Below are 16,841 nucleotides of genomic sequence, written 5' to 3'. Positions count from 1 at the left end.
GGTCTCTTACCGCTCGCTGCGGGGGCCGAGGGTTTTTTCGGTCGACGCGGTGACGGCCTTCGGGCTTCCGTTGCTGCCGCCCTCCTGCCAGCGCCCCTGCGCCTTGAGCGCGTCGGCGACCTCCCGGGGCATGTACGATTCGTCGTGCTTGGCCAGGACGGTGTCGGCCCGGAACCGTCCGCCCGGCTCCAGCATGCCCTCGGCCACCACGCCCTGCCCCTCGCGGAACAGGTCCGGCAGCAGACCCTTGTACTGGACCTCGACGGTGGCGTTGGTGTCGGTCACGGAAAAATCCACCGTCTGGTCGGGCCCGCGCTTGAGCGATCCGTCCTTCACGAGGCCACCGAGCCGCAGCCGGGTGCCCGGCGCGATGCCCTGGAGGGCGATGTCGGAGGGCGAGCGGAAGAACACGATCGACCCGCTCATGGCGAACAGGATCAGCCCCACGGCCAGGGCGAGCACGCTGCCGCAGGCGGCGATCAGGATCAGGCGGCGGCTCTTTCGCGTCACGTTACGTCCACCCCAGGGGATCCGGCGGGCGGATCGCCGCCCAGACCCGAACCGTTCTCATTCTATCGCATCAGGGTGTCGACCCCGCAGCGGCGTGGGTCAAGGGCAGGCATCGGGACCGATTGTCGTATCGGCCGTCGTGCGCCGCACTGCCGCGTTACGCGGAGATGCCAGTATGACGTCTTGATGCTCTCAGCCGCCGATCGTCGCGACGTAGGGACGCAAATCGAGCCACATGATGGGCGCAATCGACGCACGGTTTTCATCCGTATCCAGCAGTGCGAACCCGTACTTGCCGTAGAAGCCGACCGACTCCGGTTTCGCATTCGTGATGAGGAAGCGACATCCTACACTGGCGCAAACGTGGTCTATCGCAATCGATATGGACAGGGATAGCAAGTCCCTGCCGACCCCGCATCCGCGGGCACCATCCGCCACGGCCAGACGCGCGATTCGGATGGCCGGCTGGGTAGGATAGCGATCAGCACGCGGCTTATCGGGTATGGAATATGTCCCAGCGAAGGCGATTTCCGCGCTCATGAGGCTAATGTAGCCCAATATACAGCTAATAATAGAATTTTTTGGAACAGCCACGTATGTCTGGGTGATCAGCTCCCGACGAGCACGCTCGGAATCCTTTCGGAAATAAATTTTCAGCGACTCATGCTGTTTTCCAGCAAGTGCGAAGGGTAATTTGCAATCCCCTTTCTGAATCGTTCTGATGATGTATGGCGGCGCGCTATTTGCCGTGCCCTCTGTGCCCTGCATCGACAGTGACCTTGCTCTGTTCGGCCATCAATCTGTGCAGTCTACGGCCTCGTTCGAGAGAGGCCAGGACGACTTGCAGCGTCTCGCTCGACGCCACTTGGCGCACAAACGTTTCCGCTTCGCGGCCAGACAACTTCATCCCCCCGAAATCGCGGGACAGGACAGCCATAGGCTTCTCCTCTGGTAGGGCCCGCATCATCTATCGTGGCCGCCACACCCCTACAATCCCCGAGCACAGCGACTCGAAGCCTGAAGGGGCATGCAATGCGGCTGTTTGGGCGGGATGTTCACCGACTTGGATTCAAGGTCTCGATATCGCAAGCCGTGGAGCATCACCCCGAAAGGCGGTTTCCGGCTTTCGGCAAAAGACGATGCGAAACCAGGGGCCTAGCGCATCGTCCTGATTCCGATATCTAGACCGATGCGCTAGCATCGACAGGACGTGAAAGTCTTAACCCAGACCGTGTTCGACGGGACGGCGGAGGCTCGTCGTACCGACGCTTCACAGCGGGCATCCAACCTGCGGCACGTGCGGAGGATCGCGCCGCCGCGGGGTCAGGGATCGGGCTTGCCGGGCAGGTCGAGTTCCCGGGCGAGCCCATCGAGCCGCGCCACCGCCTCGCCGTTGGCGGCGAGCGCCATCCGGGCGCGGTCCAGGGTCTTGATCGCCTGGTCGCGGTCGCCCAGCGCGCTGTAGGAGCGCACGAGGCGCAGCCACTCGTCCGGGGTGCCGCCCCGGGCGGCCAGGCGGCGGTCGAGGCCCTCGACCATGCCGCGGATGGCCGCGTCGCGCTCCGCCTGCGGCATGGCGCGCACGGCCGCCATCGCGGCCTCGGTCTCGGCCTGGGCCGCCGGCCCGGGCGGGGCGGGAGCGGCCGGCCGGGCGGAGCCTCCCTCCCAATCGAGGCCGATGGCGCGGGCGCCCTGCTCGACCTGGGCCAGACCCTGCGGATCGCCGGCCAGGGCCGCGCGGGCGCGGGTCAGGGCGGCGGCCGCCTGATCGGGCTCGCCGAGCACCGCCCGGGACCGGACGAGCCGGAGCCACTCGTCCGGCGTGCCGCCGCCGCTCTTGAGCCGGGCATCGAGCCCGTCGACCATGCCGCGGATCGCGGCCTGCTGCTCCGCCGGGATCTTCGGGGCGGCCTGCGGCGCCGCGGCCGGCGGCGGCGGCTCGCCCTTGAGGCGGGCGAGCGTCTGGCGCACGATCCCGAGCCAGGGGGCGTCGGGCGGGCTCGACGCTTCGAGGGTGGTGAGCTGGCGGATCGCCGCGCCTGTATCACCGGCCTGCTCGGCCGCCCGGGCGAGATAGAAGCGGGGTTTGGGGGCGTTCGGGTCCTTGGCCTGCGCCTTCTCGAACAGCGCTTTCGCCTCCGGCGAGACGGTGCCGTCGGCCGCCGCCGTCAGCGCCTCGCCCTGGTCGGCGAGGAGGTCGGCGGTCTCGCCCTTCAACCGGGCGATGTTGGCGTAGGCGCGGGCGGCGTCGTCGAAGCGGCCGGTGCGCATGTAGACCGGGGCGAGCACCGCCCAGCCGCGGACATCGTTCGGATCCCGGGCGAGCCGCGCCTCGATCTGTCCCACCGCCTTCATCAGCTCGTCGCTGCCGCCGCGGGCGGCCGCGCGGTCGGCGGGGGTCTGGGCGGGCAGTTCCGGGGAGCCGTAGAGGCCGTAGGCGATCAGCGCCACGAGGGGGATGGTGGAGACCGCGAAGGCGGAGGCCGCCCGGCGCCGGCGCAGGCGCGGCTCGGCCGGACGCGCCGCCTCGGCGGCCCCGGCATCCTCGGCCTCGAGCTGCGCCTCGCGGCTCGCCCGGAGCAGGCGGCGCGCCGCCTCGGCCTTGGCCGACTCGGCCTCCTCGGGGGCGATCAGGCCGCGCTCCAAGTCGCGGGCGATCTCGGCGATCTGATCCTCGTAGAAGGCGGTCTCGGTGGCGATGGCGGTCCCGCCCGCCTCGCCGGCCGGCACGGCGGCGCGCCGCGACATCGGCCAGAGCAGGCCGAGGACGGCCGCCGCGGTCATGGCCGCCAGGATGAACCAGATCGCCGTCATCGAACCTTCGCCAGCGGGCCCGACCGGCCCGCGCCTCCCCACGCCATGTGGAGCCGGCGGCGGGACGCCACGACACCCCCCGGCGGCGGCACGGTGTCACGCAACTCCCGCGCGATGACAAGGGGGCAGAGACGAGGGGTCAGGTCTCCGATCGCCCCGGCCCGCGTCAGAGGGTTGCCGCCCCCACCGGTGCGTCGCCCGGCACCTCCAGCACCGCCCGCAGGCCGCCGAGCGCCGCCTGCTCCAGGGTGAAGCGCCCGCGATAGAGGGTCGCGAGATCCGCCACGATGGACAGGCCGAGGCCGGAGCCGGGCTTGGATTCGTCGAGCCGCCGCCCCCGGCCGAGCACCGCCTGGCGCGCCTCCGGGGGCAGGCCGGGCCCGTCATCCTCGATGGCGACGAGAAGGTGGGGATAATCGTCCTTGGCCACCGCCTCGGCGCGGATCGCCACCCGGCCGTGGGCCCATTTCGAGGCGTTGTCGACGAGGTTGCCGACCATCTCCTCGAAATCCTGGCGTTCCCCCCGGAAGCGCAGGCCCGGCGGCACGTGGACGTCGTAGGCGATATCCTTGTCCCGGTAGATCTTTCCGAACGTCCGCACGAGCCCGGCCAGGGCCGGCTCGACCTCCGTGGAGGTGCCCAGCGTCCCGGCGAGCGCGGCGGCGCGGGCGCGGTCGAGGTGATAGTTTACCTGGTCGCGCATCACCGCGGCCTGCTCGCGGATTTTCTGGGACAGTTCCTCCGGGGCGTCCGAGGCGCCGACCTCGTTGACGATGATCGAGAGCGGTGTCTTCAGGGCGTGGGCGAGGTTGCCGACCTGGGTGCGGGCGCGCTCCAGGATCTCCCGGTTGGTCTCGATCAGGAGATTCACCTCGCCGGTGAGCGGGGCGATGTCGCGCGGGTAGGTGCCGGTGATGCGGTCGGCCTCGCCGCGGCGGACCGCGCCGAGCGCCGCGCGCATCTTCTTGAGCGGCGCGAGGCCGAACCGGATCTGCAGCAGGGTAGTGAGCGCCAGCGACAGGCCGAGCAGGCCGAAGGTGATGGTCAGCGAATTGCGGAACCGGTCGACGTCGTTGACGATCTCGTCGGCGGGCCCGGCGACCCGCACCGTGTAGCGGCCCTCCTCGCCGAGATCGACGTCGCGCTCCATGATGCGCAGGAGGCGCCCGTCCTGGCCCTTGCCGTAGCCCTGGCGGATCTGCCCGATCCCGACCTTGCCGTCCGAATCCGTGGCCGCGGGCAGCGGCACCCCGACGAGGGAGCGGGAGGTGCGCACGTCCCGGGGCTTCGCGTCGGGCTTGCCGACCTGCCAGTACCAGCCCGACAGGGGCAGGTCGAAGCGCGGATCGCCGAGCGAGAAGGTCCGGCTCTCGGGGTCGTTGGGCGAGACGAGATCGGTGGCGAGGTTGTTGGCGAAGACCAGGAGCCGGCTGTCGAAGGACCGCTCGGTGTTCTCCCGGTAGAGGGTCGTGAGGATCCAGGCCGCGATCAGCAGGATCGCCGAGCTCGACAGGAACGCCGACACGGCCAGCCGCACCGCGATGGAGCGGCGGCGCAGGGAGAAGAGGGCGATGAGGTCGATCATGGGGACGCCCGACGCTTAGGGCGCCAGCGCATCATAGTACACCGCCCCCCGCATCAGCGGCCGCGCGGTGCGGAAGAACGAACCGCGCTCCGCCCGCCATCCGTCCCCGTCCCGTGCCACGGCGGCGTCGGCGGTGAGGATGCCCGACGGCATGCCGACCCGCAGGGCCGCGCCGGTGGGGCGCGCGGCCTCGTGGACGAGGCTGCCGTCGATCCGGGCGGCGACCGCGAGGCACAGGGTGGCGGTGAGCGGCAGGGCTTGGTGCGGCACGCCGTTGGAGATCACCCGGGCGGTCAGATCGACATCCCCGGCGTTGACGCGCTCACCGGACAGGCTGCCGGCCTCCCGCGGCGGCGCGACGAGGCCCACGAACGGCACGTGGACGATCCGCGCGGCGGCCTCGAGGTCGGGGGCGATGCCCATCGCCACCGAGGCGGCCCGGCGGATCCACGCCAGCCGGTCGAGGAGGCCCGGCACCGCCTCCAGGGCGGCGGGCAGCTCGGTCCCGGACAATCCGAGATCGGCGGCGCGGACGAACACGCAGGCATTGGCCGCGTCCACCAGCGAGGCCTCGACCGGGCCGAGGCCGGGCACGGCGAGGGTTTGCCGGACCACGCCGGTGGGGAGCAGCCGGCCGGTGGTGGCGCCGCCCGGATCAACGAAGTCGAGGCGGATCGGCGCCCCGGTGCCGGTGACGCCGGGGATCGCGAGGTCGCCCCGGTAGACGGTCCGCCCGTCCCGGACCGCGAAGCCGGCCTCGATCAGCTTGCGGGTGTTGGTGTTGTAGATCCGCAGGGACACCGGGCCGTCCGCGACCTGCACGAGCCCCTCGTCCACCGCGAACGGCCCCACCGCCGCGAGCATGTTGCCGCAATTGCCCGACAGGTCGATCCGCCCCTCGCGGACCACCACCTGCACGAAGGTGTAATCGAGATCGGCCTCCGGCCGCGCCGAGCGCTCGATCACGCAGATCTTCGACACCGACGACACGCCCCCGCCCATGCCGTTGAGCTGGCGCCCGAACGGGTCGGGGCTATCCATGGCGGACAGGAAGGCCGGCTCCCAGGCGGCGAGGTCGCCCGGCACGTCCCGGCGGTGCAGCATCAGCGCCTTGCTGGTGCCGCCGCGCATGAACACGGCCGGCAGCGTGCCGGGCACCGGCCTCGCGGTCACACCCGCACCGGCGGCTGGTTGGGATCGACCAGGTAGCCGAGGCCGCGCACGGTCTGGATCAGGTCGACCGCGAGCTTCTTGCGCAGGCGCCCGACGAACACCTCGATGGTGTTGGAATCCCGGTCGAAATCCTGGTCGTAGAGATGCTCGGTGAGTTCCGCCCGGGAGACGACCCGGCCGGTATGGTGCATCAGGTAGGAGAGCAGACGGTATTCGTGGCTGGTCAGCTTCACCTGGGCGCCGTCGACGAAGACCTTGCCGGAGCGGGTGTCGAGGGTGACCGGCCCGCAGGTGATCTGGCTGGAGGCGTGGCCGGCGGCCCGGCGCAGGAGCGCGCGGACCCGGGCCATCAGCTCCTCCATGTGGAACGGCTTGGTCACGTAGTCGTCGGCGCCGGCATCGAAGCCGTCGACCTTGTCGGACCAGCGGTCCCGGGCGGTGAGGATGATCACCGGCGTCTTCACCCCGGCCCGGCGCCACTTCTGCAGCACCGTGACCCCGTCGGCCTTGGGCAGGCCCATGTCGAGGATGATCGCGTCGTAGGGTTCGCTCTCGCCGAGATAGCCGCCCTCCTCGCCGTCATAGGCCTTGTCGGCGACGTAACCGGCCTCCTCCAGGGCGGAGACCACCTGCCGGTTGATGTCCTTGTCATCTTCCACGACGAGCAGACGCACGGCTCACTCCCCTCCGAGACGGTTTCGGCGCCCGCTCAATATTGTCCCGCCACGCTGCCGGTGCGCGCATCGACGATGACGTGCACGAAATGCCCGTCCCGGCGCAAGGCGGTCAGCATGTACACGAGGGTGTCGTCGTGCCGGCACAGGCTCGCCCGCTGGATCTCGGCCCGGGGGATCACCGAGCGGGCCGCCCGGATCGCCGCCACGGGCGGGATCACCCGCCGCTCGCCGACCTCCTCGCGCATGTCGGCGGGGGACAGGCAGGTCTCGATCCGCATCGGCGCCGAGCCCGAGACGGCGCCGGTCTGCGGGGCCGGGCCGTCGTCGGCCATGGAGCCGAGGCCGCCCGCGGCGAGGGCCGCGGCGGTCAGGCTGATGGCGACGAGGGCGATGGCGTAGCGCATTGGCAGGAGATGTGGGCCGAGGGCACTGAATGCCCCCTGAATACGTAGCCGTTGGCCTCCGGCGGCGGGCGCATCGGGCGGGCGGAGTGCGGACGTGCGGATCGCGGACGGCATGGTGCCGTCATTACGGCCGAGGCGCCCCCCGGTTCCCGGGCGCCGCCCCCCGCGCGGAGGAGGACGCGGCCCGCCTCAGCGGACCGGATCGGCGCCCCCGTCCCGGCACCCGGCGCCGGGTCGGTCCGTGCGGCCGGGCGCGGCCGGGGCGGCCGCCTGGGCGGTCTGGACCGGCGCCCCGGAGGACCAGCCGCGCAGCCCGAGTTCTGCGCCCCCGTGGAGCGCGAGGGCCAGGGCCGCCGCGCCGGCGAGGACCAGCCAGAGGCGATCGAGGATCCGGTCGAAGGTCAGTCCCATCTCACCCTCCCGCGACGAGGTTCCAGACGGCCCGCAGGGCGGGGATCCGCTCCGCGAGCCATGCGATCTGATCCGAGAACCAGTGCGCCACCGCCGCCGCGGCGAGGAAGGCCAGCACGGTGGCGTGCTTGAGCCGGCGGAGGTAGCGGCGCAGCGCCCGCCGCTCGACATGGGCGTCGACCAGCTCGTCGAGGGCGGCGAGCCGCGCCTCGGTCTGGCGGGCGAACCACGCGTGCCAGAACGGCGGGAAGCGGATCGCCCGCGCCCGGCCCCCGAGGGCGAGGCCGGGCCCGGCCTCGCCCTCGGAGGGTTCGGCGACAGGGCCGGCGCGCCTGCGGGGCGGGATGCGGACATGCGTCATGGTCGCGATCTCCCCCGAAGGATGCACCGGCCCGGCCTCAGCCCTGCCGCGCGGCCGGCGCGCGATCCGCCTCCCGCAGCTGCCGCAGCGCGGGGGCGAGGACGTTGGCCGCGCTCGCCTGGGGATCGAGGGGCAGGGCCCGGAAGATCCGGGCGGCGACGCCCTCGGCCCCGCCGGCCGTCCGGACCACGCGGGCGGGGGCATGGGCCAGGACGTGGCGGGCGCCGGCCGCGACCACCGCGGAGCCGAGATCGACGCTGACGGTCCGGCCCCGGGCGGCGCCGGCCACGGCGTTCTGGCCGAACTCGGCGCCGGCCCGGATCGCGGCCTCGACCCGGTCGCGGGTCATCACGGAGGCCGCCCAGGGGGCGACCCGGGCGATGCCGGCGGTCACGGCGGCGGCGGCGAGCGGCACGAGCACCGCCGAGACCGGCTGGAGCAGCGCGGTCAGCCAGTCGCCCCAGGGCAATGTCACGCCGGCCGCGGCGGCGTGGGCCGGGGATACGAGGGCGGCCGGGAAGGCCGCGCAGGCGAGGGCGAGCCCCGCGCGGAAGCGGTGCGTCATGATCGGTCTCCATCGGTGATCGCGCGGCGGACCCGGCCGGCTCGGGAACCTGTGGGGGCTCAGCGCCGCCCGTGTGGGCCGGTCGTGCCGGCGGGACGGTCGCGCAGGGCCGCGAGCGCCCGGCGGGCCCAGCCCAGGCGGCTGGACAGGGCGACGATGCCCGGCCGCTCGTAGCGACGGCACACCGTCTCGGTAGCGGCTTCGAGGGTCGCGGCGGCCCGCAGGGCGGCGAGCGCCGGGGCCTCGGCGGTGCGCAATTCCGCACAGAGATAGCGGTAATTCGCCTCCCGGGCGGCGGGGTCGAGGCCGTGCGCCCGGCACCATGCCTCCATGGCGTCACGCCGCGCGCCGGTCCATTGGGCGAGGCCCCAGCCGCCGCGGGAATCCGGGACGGTGGGGGCGATCTCCTGGATCTGGCGGAAGCCCCCGCTCTCATGGCCGAGATTGCCCAGGAGCCCCGCGGCCTGGATGTCGGTGAGCCCGAGGTCGCGCATCAGGCGGGGGCCGAGGCGACGGCATTCGGCCGCGAAGCCAGTCTCCGGGTTCTTCTGCGCTGCGGCATTCGGCATGGGCGGTTCTCCGTTCGGTGGCGGGTTCGACGCCGGTTCGGGCCTCGTCCCGGTCTCGGTTCCCGCGCGCGTTGCGACGCGGTTCTCGCCCGTGCGATGACGGAGCGGACCGGCGCGGAGGGGGACGGCGTGGGACGCGGACGGGACCGGCCGCTGGTATTCATCGGGGACTCGATCACCGCGGGCTGGGGCCTGGCGCGCCCCGAGACCTTCGCGCACCGCGGGTTCCTGGCCCGGGGCGTCCCGGGCGAGACGAGCGGCCAGATCCGCGCGCGGTTCCTCCGGGACACCGCGGGGGCGCGCGGGATCCATCTGCTGTGCGGGATCAACGACATCGCGGCGATCGGCGGCCCGGTCTCCGACCGGGCGATCGCCGGGAACATCCTGGACATGGGGCGGATGGCGTTCGAGGCCGGGCTGCCCCTCGCGATCGGCTCCGTGATGCCGAGCGATTTCCGGGGGTGGCGTCCCGAATTGCGGCCGGCGGCGCGCATCCGCGCCCTGAACGCGTGGCTGCACGCCTGCTGCACCGCGGGTGCCGCCCGCTTCATCGACTATCACGCCCCCCTCGCCACCGAATCCGGGGCGCTGCGACGCGCATTCACCGAGGACGGGATCCACCTGAACGCCGCCGGCTACGCGGCGATCGAGCCCGTGATGCTTGCGGCCCTCGACCCCGGCTGAAGGCTCAGAAACCCAGGGCCAGCCAGAAGATCGAGACGTTCTTCGCCCCCGAGACCGAGCCGGACGCGGCGCGGCGCAGGCGGATCGTGAACCCCGTCACCGTGAGGTCGGTCACCTGCGCGGCGTAGAGGGCGCCGTCCTCGTTGGCGGCCGCCTGCGTCCAGATGCCGACGCAGCCGCTCGGAAAGGCGCGGTTGAACGACACCGCGGCCTGCGGATCGGACGGGGTGACGAGCCCCCATTGCAGGATCAGCCCGCCCGCGAACCGCACGGAGCCGTTGGCCGCGAGCGTCTGCGCGCCGACCGCCAGCGGCGTCCCGTCGGCGCGCTGGTAATGGCGCACGCGCCAACGGCCCGCCGCGTCCGAGGTGGCGATGCAGGTGTCGTCGGCCCCCGTCACGATGTCGGCCCGGGTCGGCAGCGCCAGCGTCGCGGCATCGTGGACCAGCGTCGCGGAGGCCGCGAAGCGCACGAACCGCTCGCGGTCGGGCACGGCGCCGAAACTCGTGATCCGGGCCGCGCCGGTGACGAGGACCCGCCGGGTGCCGGTACCGCCGAGTTCCGTGGTGGCCGCGGCGGCGAGCGCGGTCTCGGTCGAGGCGAAGTCGATCCCGCCGGTCTTCGCCGCGGCGGTGAGCGCGGTGGCGAAGGCGGCCCCATCGGCCGAGACCTTCAGGGCGAAGTCGTCGCTCCCGAGCGTTCCCAGGAGCGCCCGGGCCGCGTAGCCGGTCTCGAAGACCAGCGCGGCGTCGCGGGTGGCGTCCTTCCTGTTCACGGCGATCCGCATGTCGCCGGAGCCGGGCGTGACGTCGTCCCAGGTGAGCAGCGCGGCATCCGACTTGACGGCGAGGCGGTTGGTGCTGTCCGCCCCGGTGTTGATCCCGAGGCGGCTCACGCTCTGGATCGCCGTCAGCGTGCGGCGGAAGCTCGTCCAAGCCGCGCCGTCGAACACGTAGAGGTCGGCCTCGTCCACCAGGTAGGCGAACCAGCCGGCCCGGGGGACCGCGCCGGTCCAGACGCCGTCGGCGTAGCGCACCACCTGTCCGCCGAGCCCCGCCCAGGCGCCCCCCGGATCGGCCGCGACCACGAGGTAGCGGTCGCCCTCGGCGGGGCTCGCCGGCGGCGCCGTGAGGTCCTTGTCGAGGCAGGCGAGCTGCACGAGCGCGTCGAGGAGGCCCAGAGCCTCGTTGTGGGTGACGTGCTTCTGGGCCTGGCTCGCGGCGATCAGCGGCAGGCCGAGATGGGGCGTGGCGTCGGACATGGGGGCTCCCGAGGGTCAGGCCGAGCGGACGGGGATGCGGGCGCGGCAGGCGGGTCCGGGGCCGGCGACGGCGCCGATCTGCGCCACGGCCACGTCGAGGACGGCCTGCGGGCCACCGAAATCAGCGGCCTCGTCGGCGTAGAGGAGGGTCTGGGCCTCGGCCCGGAGCGTGCGCAGGGGGGCGCCGGCGATCGAGAATACCGTGACGGCGTAGCGTTCGGGCTCGTCGAGCGGGACCTCGGCCGGCTCCCAGGCATCGCCGTCGCGGCGCACCCGCCGGATCCATGAGAGGCGCACGCCCTGCGCCTCCCGGCGGGCCCGCAGGTGGACCGGCCGCAGCGGCGCGAGCGCGCCGAGCCCGGCCGTGGCGGCAAGCTCCGTGAAGGCCGGATCCCCCGGATCGCGATCCGCCGGCCCGATCCGGTAGCGGAAGCCGCGGCCGACCGCGTCGAGCCGGTCGACCAGCGGCACCACGGCGCCGTCGTCGAGGCGCACGATCAGGGTGCCCGCCGGGCTCGCCCGGCCGGCGGCCGCCTCGCTGCCCGCGAGCCCGCGCAGGAGGCCGGAGAGCCGGTAGGTGTCGGCCCCGATCAGCACGGCGTTCGCGGCGCCGAGCAGCTCCACGGCCCCGTCCGGGCCGATCAGGGCGAACAGGTTGCCCCCGGCCAGCATCGCGGCCTCGCCGATCGACGCGAGCGTCCCGCCCCGGCGCAGGCCGACGTCGAGGCTCCGGTGCCGGTCGATCCGCCAGAGCGGCCCGGCGGGCAGCGCCGTGAGGGTCCGCCCCAGGCAGGCGGGGTAATCCACGACCCCCTGGAGCGCGAGCGGCCCCGTCCCCTCGGCGCGCCAGATGGCGGCCGCCCCGGGCCAGGGCTCGGCCGCCACCGCGAGGTATTGCAGGATCGTCGGGCTGCCGCGGTCCACCGGCAGGTCGAGGGCGAGCGCCAGCGGCGCCCCCGGGAAGGCCGGCGGCGCCACCGCGGTCAAAGCCGGGCTGCGGGACAGGCCGCGCCCCGGCCCGGCCCGGGGCGGCACCCCGCTCGCCTCGATCCGGCGGCCCGTGGGGGCGTCGTCGATCCGGTCGATCCGGCGCAGGACCGTGCCGCCCGGCACGGCCGCGGGTACCGCCAGGAGGTCGCCCGGCTCCAGCTCCACCCGGCGCGGGCTCAGGGTGAAGACCGCGCTGTCGCGGGCCGCGATGATCCGGTCGAGCAGCGCCTCGGCGAGCCCGTCGCCGGTCTCGCGGCGGGTGACGATCGCCGTCTCGATCCGGGTCTCGCGCCGCCGCTCCCCGACGGGCCGCACGGCCGCGGCCGCGGCGCGGCGGTACTCGGCGCTCTCGGATTCGGTGATGCCGAGCTCCATCGTGCGCGGCAGGGCGCTCTCCTCCGCACGGACCTGGCGCAGCACGGGCTGCTCTGCGGCGAGCCGGACGAGATCGGCCTCCGCCAGCACCACCGGCCGGTCGCGGCGCGGCCCGCGCAGGCGCAGGGTGCCGGCCACCGCCGAGACGTCGAGGCCGTAGACCTGCGCCAGGGTCTCCAGGGCGCCGCGCGCCGAGAGCGGCCGGTCGACGACGTAGCCGTCGAGATAGGCGGCCGCCTCCACAGAGACCGCCGCGTCGAAGCCGAAATCGGCCAGGATCGCCCGGACCAGCAGGTCGAGGTCGCAGCCCTCGATCCGCCCGGTGATCCAGTGGCCGATGCGCCAATTGCCGGTATCGGCCCAGACCCCCCGCACGGTCGGAAAGGCCGGGAAGGGCCGGGCGTCCCAGGCCCAGACGAAGATCCCGGCCGGGTCGACCATCCGGCCGCCATAGACCGGCGAGACCGGGTTGTCGGCCTCCCGGAAGCCCGGCACCGCCGGATCGAACCGGGCGATCACCGCCTCCAGCCCGCGGAGCTGGATCAGCTCGTCCCGCAGGCCCCGGGATTCGGGCGGGACTGCGTTCTCGACGGATTTCGGGTCGGGGAAGACGTTGGGGCCGTTCGTGCCCTTGTCCACCGCCGGCACCCCGACCTCGGTGAGCCAGATCGGCTTGGCGCCCGGCACCCAGGCGGTGGTGCGGGTCTCGACGCCGCCGTCCCGCTCCACATGCGGGTTCGACCACCACGCCACGAGGTCCTTGGCCCGGTAGACCCAGGGCTTGCCGGCGGCGCCGTCGGTGATCGGGCGGCGATCCTGGGCGGCGCGGCCCTCCGCGTCGGCGTAGTACCAGTCGAAGCCCTCGCCCGACGCGCCGCGCGCCTTGAGGTAGGCGCGGTCGGCGATGTCGCCCGCCACCGCGAGGTCGGCATGCTCCGGCGCGTCCCGCCAATCCGAAACCGGTGCGTACCAGTCGATCCCGACCGCCGCGATGGCGGGATCGGCGAACAGATCGTCGAGGGGGAAGCGGATCGTGGCGCCGCCGTCGCGGATATGGGCGCCGTACTCGGTCCAGTCCGCACCGTAGACCAGGGCGACACCGGCGCCGAGGCGTTCGCGCACGGCGGCGGCCAGCGCCCGGAAGGCCTGCACGGCCGGGTAGCCGGAGGCGCCCCGCACCCGGGTCAGGCCGACATACTCGCTGCCGATCACGAAGCCGGCGATCCGAACCCCGGAGGCCGCCCACCGGGAAGCCAGATCGGCGTAGTGCAGCACCTCGGCGTTGTATCCGCCCGCGAAGAAGGCCGCGACCTGCGCGTCGGCGGCGGCGGTCCCGTCCGGACTGCCCGGGAGATCCGGGGCCGGATCGCAGGTGATGCGGCCGCGCCAGGGATAGGGCGGCTGGGTCGCGCCGGGCACGCGCGGGTCGGGGAGCGCGTTGCCGGCCGGCACGTCCATCATGACGAAGGGGTAGAGCAGCACCTCCAGGCCGCGGCGGACCAGCTCGGCGACCAGCCGGGTCAGCCCGGCATCGCTCGGGGTGCCGCCATAGGCCGGGTTGCCGTCCGGCAGGAGCGAGACCGCCTCGGCGCTCGCGCGGGGTATCCCGGCGACGCGCCAATCCTCCAGCACGGCGCGCTTCTGCGTCGCCTCGACCTTCGGCACCACCCGGCAGGCCCCGGCCCGCAGGTCGGTGCCGAACCACGTCGCCACCACGGCGACCCGCCGTAGGTTCGGGCACAGGGCCTGGAGGGCGTCGAGGGAGGCGAGGACGTCGGTGGCGCGCTGGAGCTGGTGCCGGTTGGCGGCCTCGGTCCGGCCGAAGCCGAGATCGACGGTGACGCGGGCGGGATCGAGGCCGAACTCGCTGGCGCCGGGGATCAGCTCGACGGCGCGGATCCGGCGCCACAGGACGTTGACCGGGCGGATCACCTCGAAGGCGAATTGCGGGACGCGGTTGCCGAAATCGGCGAGCGGCAGACCCTCGAACACCACGTAGGCGAGGCCGCGATAGGCCGGGGCGTCGGCCGCCCCCTCCTTGGCGACGATCAGCGGATCGGGGGCCTGGTCGGGGCCGCCGGTATGGACCCGCAGGGTGAGGCCGGCCTGGTCGATCTCCTTGCCGTCCGCCCAGATCCGGCGGACATAGGCGATCTCGCCCTCGCACAGCCCGACCGCGAGGTTGGCGAAATAGGCGTAGCGTGTGGTGACCGTCCTCTGGCCGCCCAGGCCCTTGGCGGGCGCGCCGGCGCGCGCCACCGTGGTGTTGGCCACCTCCAGCGGGCGCGTCGCCCAGATCAGGGTGCCGCCGATCCGGGCGCGACCGTAGACCCGGGGGATCGGATCGCCCTCCGTGGAGGTGAGCCCGGCCACGTCGGCGAGCCGCGGCCCCTCGACGAAGCGCGTATGCCGCCCGGAGCCGAACAGGGCGCCGCCCAGGGCCGAGCCCGCGACCGCGCCGAGCGTCCGCCCGACCACCGCCCCGATCGGCCCCCCGAGTGCGGTGCCTACGGCCGCGCCGGCGGAGGACAGGATCAGGGTCGCCATGGCGGGACTCCAGTGCCAACGATTTCTGTGCCTCTCGGGCCCGATCCCACAGGGATCCGGTCATCTGATCGACAGACTTAAAAATTATCCCGTTCGATCGTCAGCAAGAATGGCGCAGCGCGAAAAGATTTATTCCAGTCAATAAGCTTAAACTATTTAGAATATGGCGAATGATCCCGCGCATTCACTTCAAAACAATCCATACAATCTTGACGATCGTGCCCACGATCGGACTCATCGTGTTCGCATGCGTATGGCTTGCGACCGACCGCCTGACCGCGATCGGCGCGCGCTACGGGCAATTCGTCGCCCACGATGCGCAGGCGGCGCAGGTCGCGCGGAGCGTCATTCGCCTGATCTACCAGATCAATTATACAGTCTACCGAACCATCGCGGAGACCGATGAGCACCAGATCCGGCTGGCGAGCGCGGAATTGAACACGACGGTGGCCGAACTCCGGCAGGACTTCGTCATGCTGGACGCCGAGATGCCGGACCTGCGTTCCGCGATCGACGCGGTGCGGGCGCGGGCAGACCGCTTCGTCGCGGACGCCGCGGACGTGCAGGCCCTCGGCGAGGTCAACAAGAACGACGAGGCGCTGGCGCTGGTCCATACGCGGATCGATCCAACGTTTCCTTTCCTCGTCGGCGAGGCCAACGCGCTCGGCAACAGCGTCGTCGCGCGCATGGAGGCGGGTGCCGGGGAGGTCGCCGCGCAGATCGGGACGACCCGCTCCGAACTCTGGATCTACACGAGCCTCGGCCTCCTCGCCGGCCTCGCCGCCGCGATCGGTGTCGGCCTGTTCGGCATCAGCCGGCCGCTCAGCCGGCTCGTCGGGGTGCTGCAACGGATGGCACGGGGCGAGACCGATGCCCGGATCACCGAGGTCCGACGCCGCGACGAGATCGGCATGGTGGCGCGCGCGGTCGATGAAATCCGCGGCTTGGTCGCCCGGAACGCCGACGCGCAGGCCGAGGCCCGTCGCGCCGTGGAGGCTGCCGCGGCGGCCGAGCGCCGCAGCGCCATGACGGCCCTCGCCGATTCGTTCGAGGCCGCGATCGGCGGCATCGTCGGCATGGTCTCGTCCGCGGCCACCGAACTTCAGGCGACCGCCTCGGCCATGAGCACCGCCGCCAGCGGAACCGCCGCGCAATCCGTCACGGTGGCGAGCGCCGCCGCGCAGACGGCGCAGACCGTGAGCGCGGCGGCCGCCGCAGCCGAGGAACTCGGGACCTCGGTCTCCGAGATCGGCCGGCAGGCCGGCGATTCCGCGCGCCGCGCCCAGGCCGCCGTGGCCGAGGCCGAGCGGACCGTCGAGCACGTCTCCGCCCTGAACTCCGCCGTGACCGAGATCGGCGACGTCGCCAACCTGATCGCGCAGATCGCCGGGCAGACGAATCTGCTCGCTCTGAACGCCACGATCGAGGCCGCCCGGGCCGGGGAATCCGGTCGCGGTTTCGCCGTGGTGGCCAACGAGGTGAAGGAACTCGCCGCCCAGACCGCGCGGGCGACAGAGGCGATCGGCCAGCGCATCGCCCAGGTGCAGAGCTCGACCGGCCTCGCGGCGCAGGCGATGCAGACGATCGGGGCGCGCATCCGCGAGATCAGCGACGTCGCGAGCGCGATGGCGGCGGCGATCACGCAGCAGGGCGTCGCCAGCCGGGAGATCATGCACAACACGTCCCAGGCGGCCCCCGCGACCGGCGATGTCACGCGGACCATCGCGGATGTCGCCGAGGCGGCCGGGGCGACCGGCGCCGCGGCCGGTCAGGTGCTCGGCTCGGCGGACGCGCTGTCCCGCCAATCCGAGGCGCTGCGCGGCGAGGTCGCCGGTTTCCTGGCCACCGTGCGGGCGGCGTGAGGGTGGTTCCGGACCGCCTCTCCCCCGACGCCGTCTTGCCTGGATGTATCCGA

The 16,841-nt window shown here is 73.0% G+C and carries 15 protein-coding genes; 2 read left to right on the top strand and 13 right to left on the bottom strand.

What is annotated here, in order from left to right:
- Positions 1–6 precede the first annotated feature (6 nt).
- From ccmE to MKK69_RS15050, 11 genes are all read right to left on the bottom strand, one after another.
- Positions 7–510 (bottom strand): cytochrome c maturation protein CcmE, encoded by a 504-nt coding sequence (gene ccmE, locus MKK69_RS15100; protein ID WP_243969004.1) that lies wholly within the window; start codon positions 508–510, stop codon positions 7–9.
- 192 nt (positions 511–702) lie between these two features.
- A complete protein-coding gene (locus tag MKK69_RS15095) occupies positions 703–1,278 on the bottom strand; it encodes a GNAT family N-acetyltransferase (RefSeq protein WP_243969002.1) in 576 nt (191 codons plus the stop codon).
- 555 nt (positions 1,279–1,833) lie between these two features.
- On the bottom strand, positions 1,834–3,324 hold the full coding sequence (ccmI, locus tag MKK69_RS15090) for a c-type cytochrome biogenesis protein CcmI (protein WP_243969000.1): 1,491 nt from the start codon (positions 3,322–3,324) through the stop codon (positions 1,834–1,836).
- Between the two features lie 166 nt (positions 3,325–3,490).
- Positions 3,491–4,909 (bottom strand): sensor histidine kinase, encoded by a 1,419-nt coding sequence (locus tag MKK69_RS15085; RefSeq protein ID WP_243968998.1) that lies wholly within the window; start codon positions 4,907–4,909, stop codon positions 3,491–3,493.
- A gap of 15 nt (positions 4,910–4,924) precedes the next feature.
- Positions 4,925–6,082, bottom strand: a complete 1,158-nt coding sequence (locus MKK69_RS15080; protein WP_243968996.1) for a 2-methylaconitate cis-trans isomerase PrpF family protein — start codon at positions 6,080–6,082, stop codon at positions 4,925–4,927.
- Entirely contained in the window at positions 6,079–6,756 is a 678-nt protein-coding gene (locus MKK69_RS15075) for a response regulator transcription factor (RefSeq protein WP_243968994.1), read from the bottom strand. The genes MKK69_RS15080 and MKK69_RS15075 overlap by 4 nt, the downstream gene beginning before the upstream one ends.
- Before the next feature lie 35 nt (positions 6,757–6,791).
- The gene (locus MKK69_RS15070; RefSeq protein ID WP_243968992.1) at positions 6,792–7,163 is read right to left on the bottom strand and encodes a PepSY domain-containing protein; all 372 of its coding nucleotides are present in this window, start codon (positions 7,161–7,163) and stop codon (positions 6,792–6,794) included.
- Between the two features lie 189 nt (positions 7,164–7,352).
- Complete coding sequence (locus tag MKK69_RS15065) at positions 7,353–7,574, bottom strand: hypothetical protein (protein ID WP_243968990.1); 222 nt, start codon at positions 7,572–7,574, stop codon at positions 7,353–7,355.
- A gap of 1 nt (position 7,575) precedes the next feature.
- Positions 7,576–7,935, bottom strand: a complete 360-nt coding sequence (locus MKK69_RS15060) for a hypothetical protein (RefSeq protein WP_243968987.1) — start codon at positions 7,933–7,935, stop codon at positions 7,576–7,578.
- Between the two features lie 37 nt (positions 7,936–7,972).
- Complete coding sequence (locus MKK69_RS15055; RefSeq protein ID WP_243968986.1) at positions 7,973–8,500, bottom strand: hypothetical protein; 528 nt, start codon at positions 8,498–8,500, stop codon at positions 7,973–7,975.
- Between the two features lie 59 nt (positions 8,501–8,559).
- Entirely contained in the window at positions 8,560–9,069 is a 510-nt protein-coding gene (locus MKK69_RS15050; RefSeq protein WP_243968983.1) for a phage tail tip lysozyme, read from the bottom strand.
- 129 nt (positions 9,070–9,198) lie between these two features.
- Here MKK69_RS15050 and MKK69_RS15045 point away from each other — a divergent pair, with 129 nt between their 5' ends.
- Complete coding sequence (locus tag MKK69_RS15045) at positions 9,199–9,753, top strand: GDSL-type esterase/lipase family protein (protein WP_243968982.1); 555 nt, start codon at positions 9,199–9,201, stop codon at positions 9,751–9,753.
- A gap of 4 nt (positions 9,754–9,757) precedes the next feature.
- Here MKK69_RS15045 and MKK69_RS15040 read toward each other — a convergent pair whose 3' ends face one another.
- Entirely contained in the window at positions 9,758–11,014 is a 1,257-nt protein-coding gene (locus MKK69_RS15040; RefSeq protein ID WP_243968981.1) for a DUF2793 domain-containing protein, read from the bottom strand.
- Between the two features lie 15 nt (positions 11,015–11,029).
- Positions 11,030–14,926: a glycoside hydrolase/phage tail family protein gene (locus MKK69_RS15035; RefSeq protein WP_243968980.1), complete on the bottom strand. Its 3,897-nt coding sequence runs from the start codon at positions 14,924–14,926 to the stop codon at positions 11,030–11,032.
- Positions 14,927–15,165: 239 nt separating this feature from the next.
- On the opposite strand from MKK69_RS15035, the gene MKK69_RS15030 reads away from it, so the two are divergent.
- Positions 15,166–16,788 (top strand): HAMP domain-containing methyl-accepting chemotaxis protein, encoded by a 1,623-nt coding sequence (locus tag MKK69_RS15030; RefSeq protein WP_313900859.1) that lies wholly within the window; start codon positions 15,166–15,168, stop codon positions 16,786–16,788.
- Positions 16,789–16,841: the final 53 nt, after the last annotated feature.

The sequence above is a fragment of the Methylobacterium sp. J-026 genome (genome assembly GCF_022829585.1).
GTDB lineage: Bacteria > Pseudomonadota > Alphaproteobacteria > Rhizobiales > Beijerinckiaceae > Methylobacterium.
Note: the sequence above shows the minus strand (reverse complement) of the source record. Positions and strands in the feature narration are given on the sequence as shown.

Excerpts from the sequence above, each read along its gene's own strand:
- MKK69_RS15095 (WP_243969002.1), bottom strand. The coding sequence starts at position 1,278 with ATGCAGGGCACAGAGGGCACGGCAAATAGCGCGCCGCCATACATCATC.
- ccmI (WP_243969000.1), bottom strand. The coding sequence starts at position 3,324 with ATGACGGCGATCTGGTTCATCCTGGCGGCCATGACCGCGGCGGCCGTC.
- MKK69_RS15085 (WP_243968998.1), bottom strand. The coding sequence starts at position 4,909 with ATGATCGACCTCATCGCCCTCTTCTCCCTGCGCCGCCGCTCCATCGCG.
- MKK69_RS15070 (WP_243968992.1), bottom strand. The coding sequence starts at position 7,163 with ATGCGCTACGCCATCGCCCTCGTCGCCATCAGCCTGACCGCCGCGGCC.
- MKK69_RS15065 (WP_243968990.1), bottom strand. The coding sequence starts at position 7,574 with ATGGGACTGACCTTCGACCGGATCCTCGATCGCCTCTGGCTGGTCCTC.
- MKK69_RS15060 (WP_243968987.1), bottom strand. The coding sequence starts at position 7,935 with ATGACGCATGTCCGCATCCCGCCCCGCAGGCGCGCCGGCCCTGTCGCC.
- MKK69_RS15055 (WP_243968986.1), bottom strand. The coding sequence starts at position 8,500 with ATGACGCACCGCTTCCGCGCGGGGCTCGCCCTCGCCTGCGCGGCCTTC.
- MKK69_RS15050 (WP_243968983.1), bottom strand. The coding sequence starts at position 9,069 with ATGCCGAATGCCGCAGCGCAGAAGAACCCGGAGACTGGCTTCGCGGCC.
- MKK69_RS15040 (WP_243968981.1), bottom strand. The coding sequence starts at position 11,014 with ATGTCCGACGCCACGCCCCATCTCGGCCTGCCGCTGATCGCCGCGAGC.
- MKK69_RS15035 (WP_243968980.1), bottom strand. The coding sequence starts at position 14,926 with ATGGCGACCCTGATCCTGTCCTCCGCCGGCGCGGCCGTAGGCACCGCA.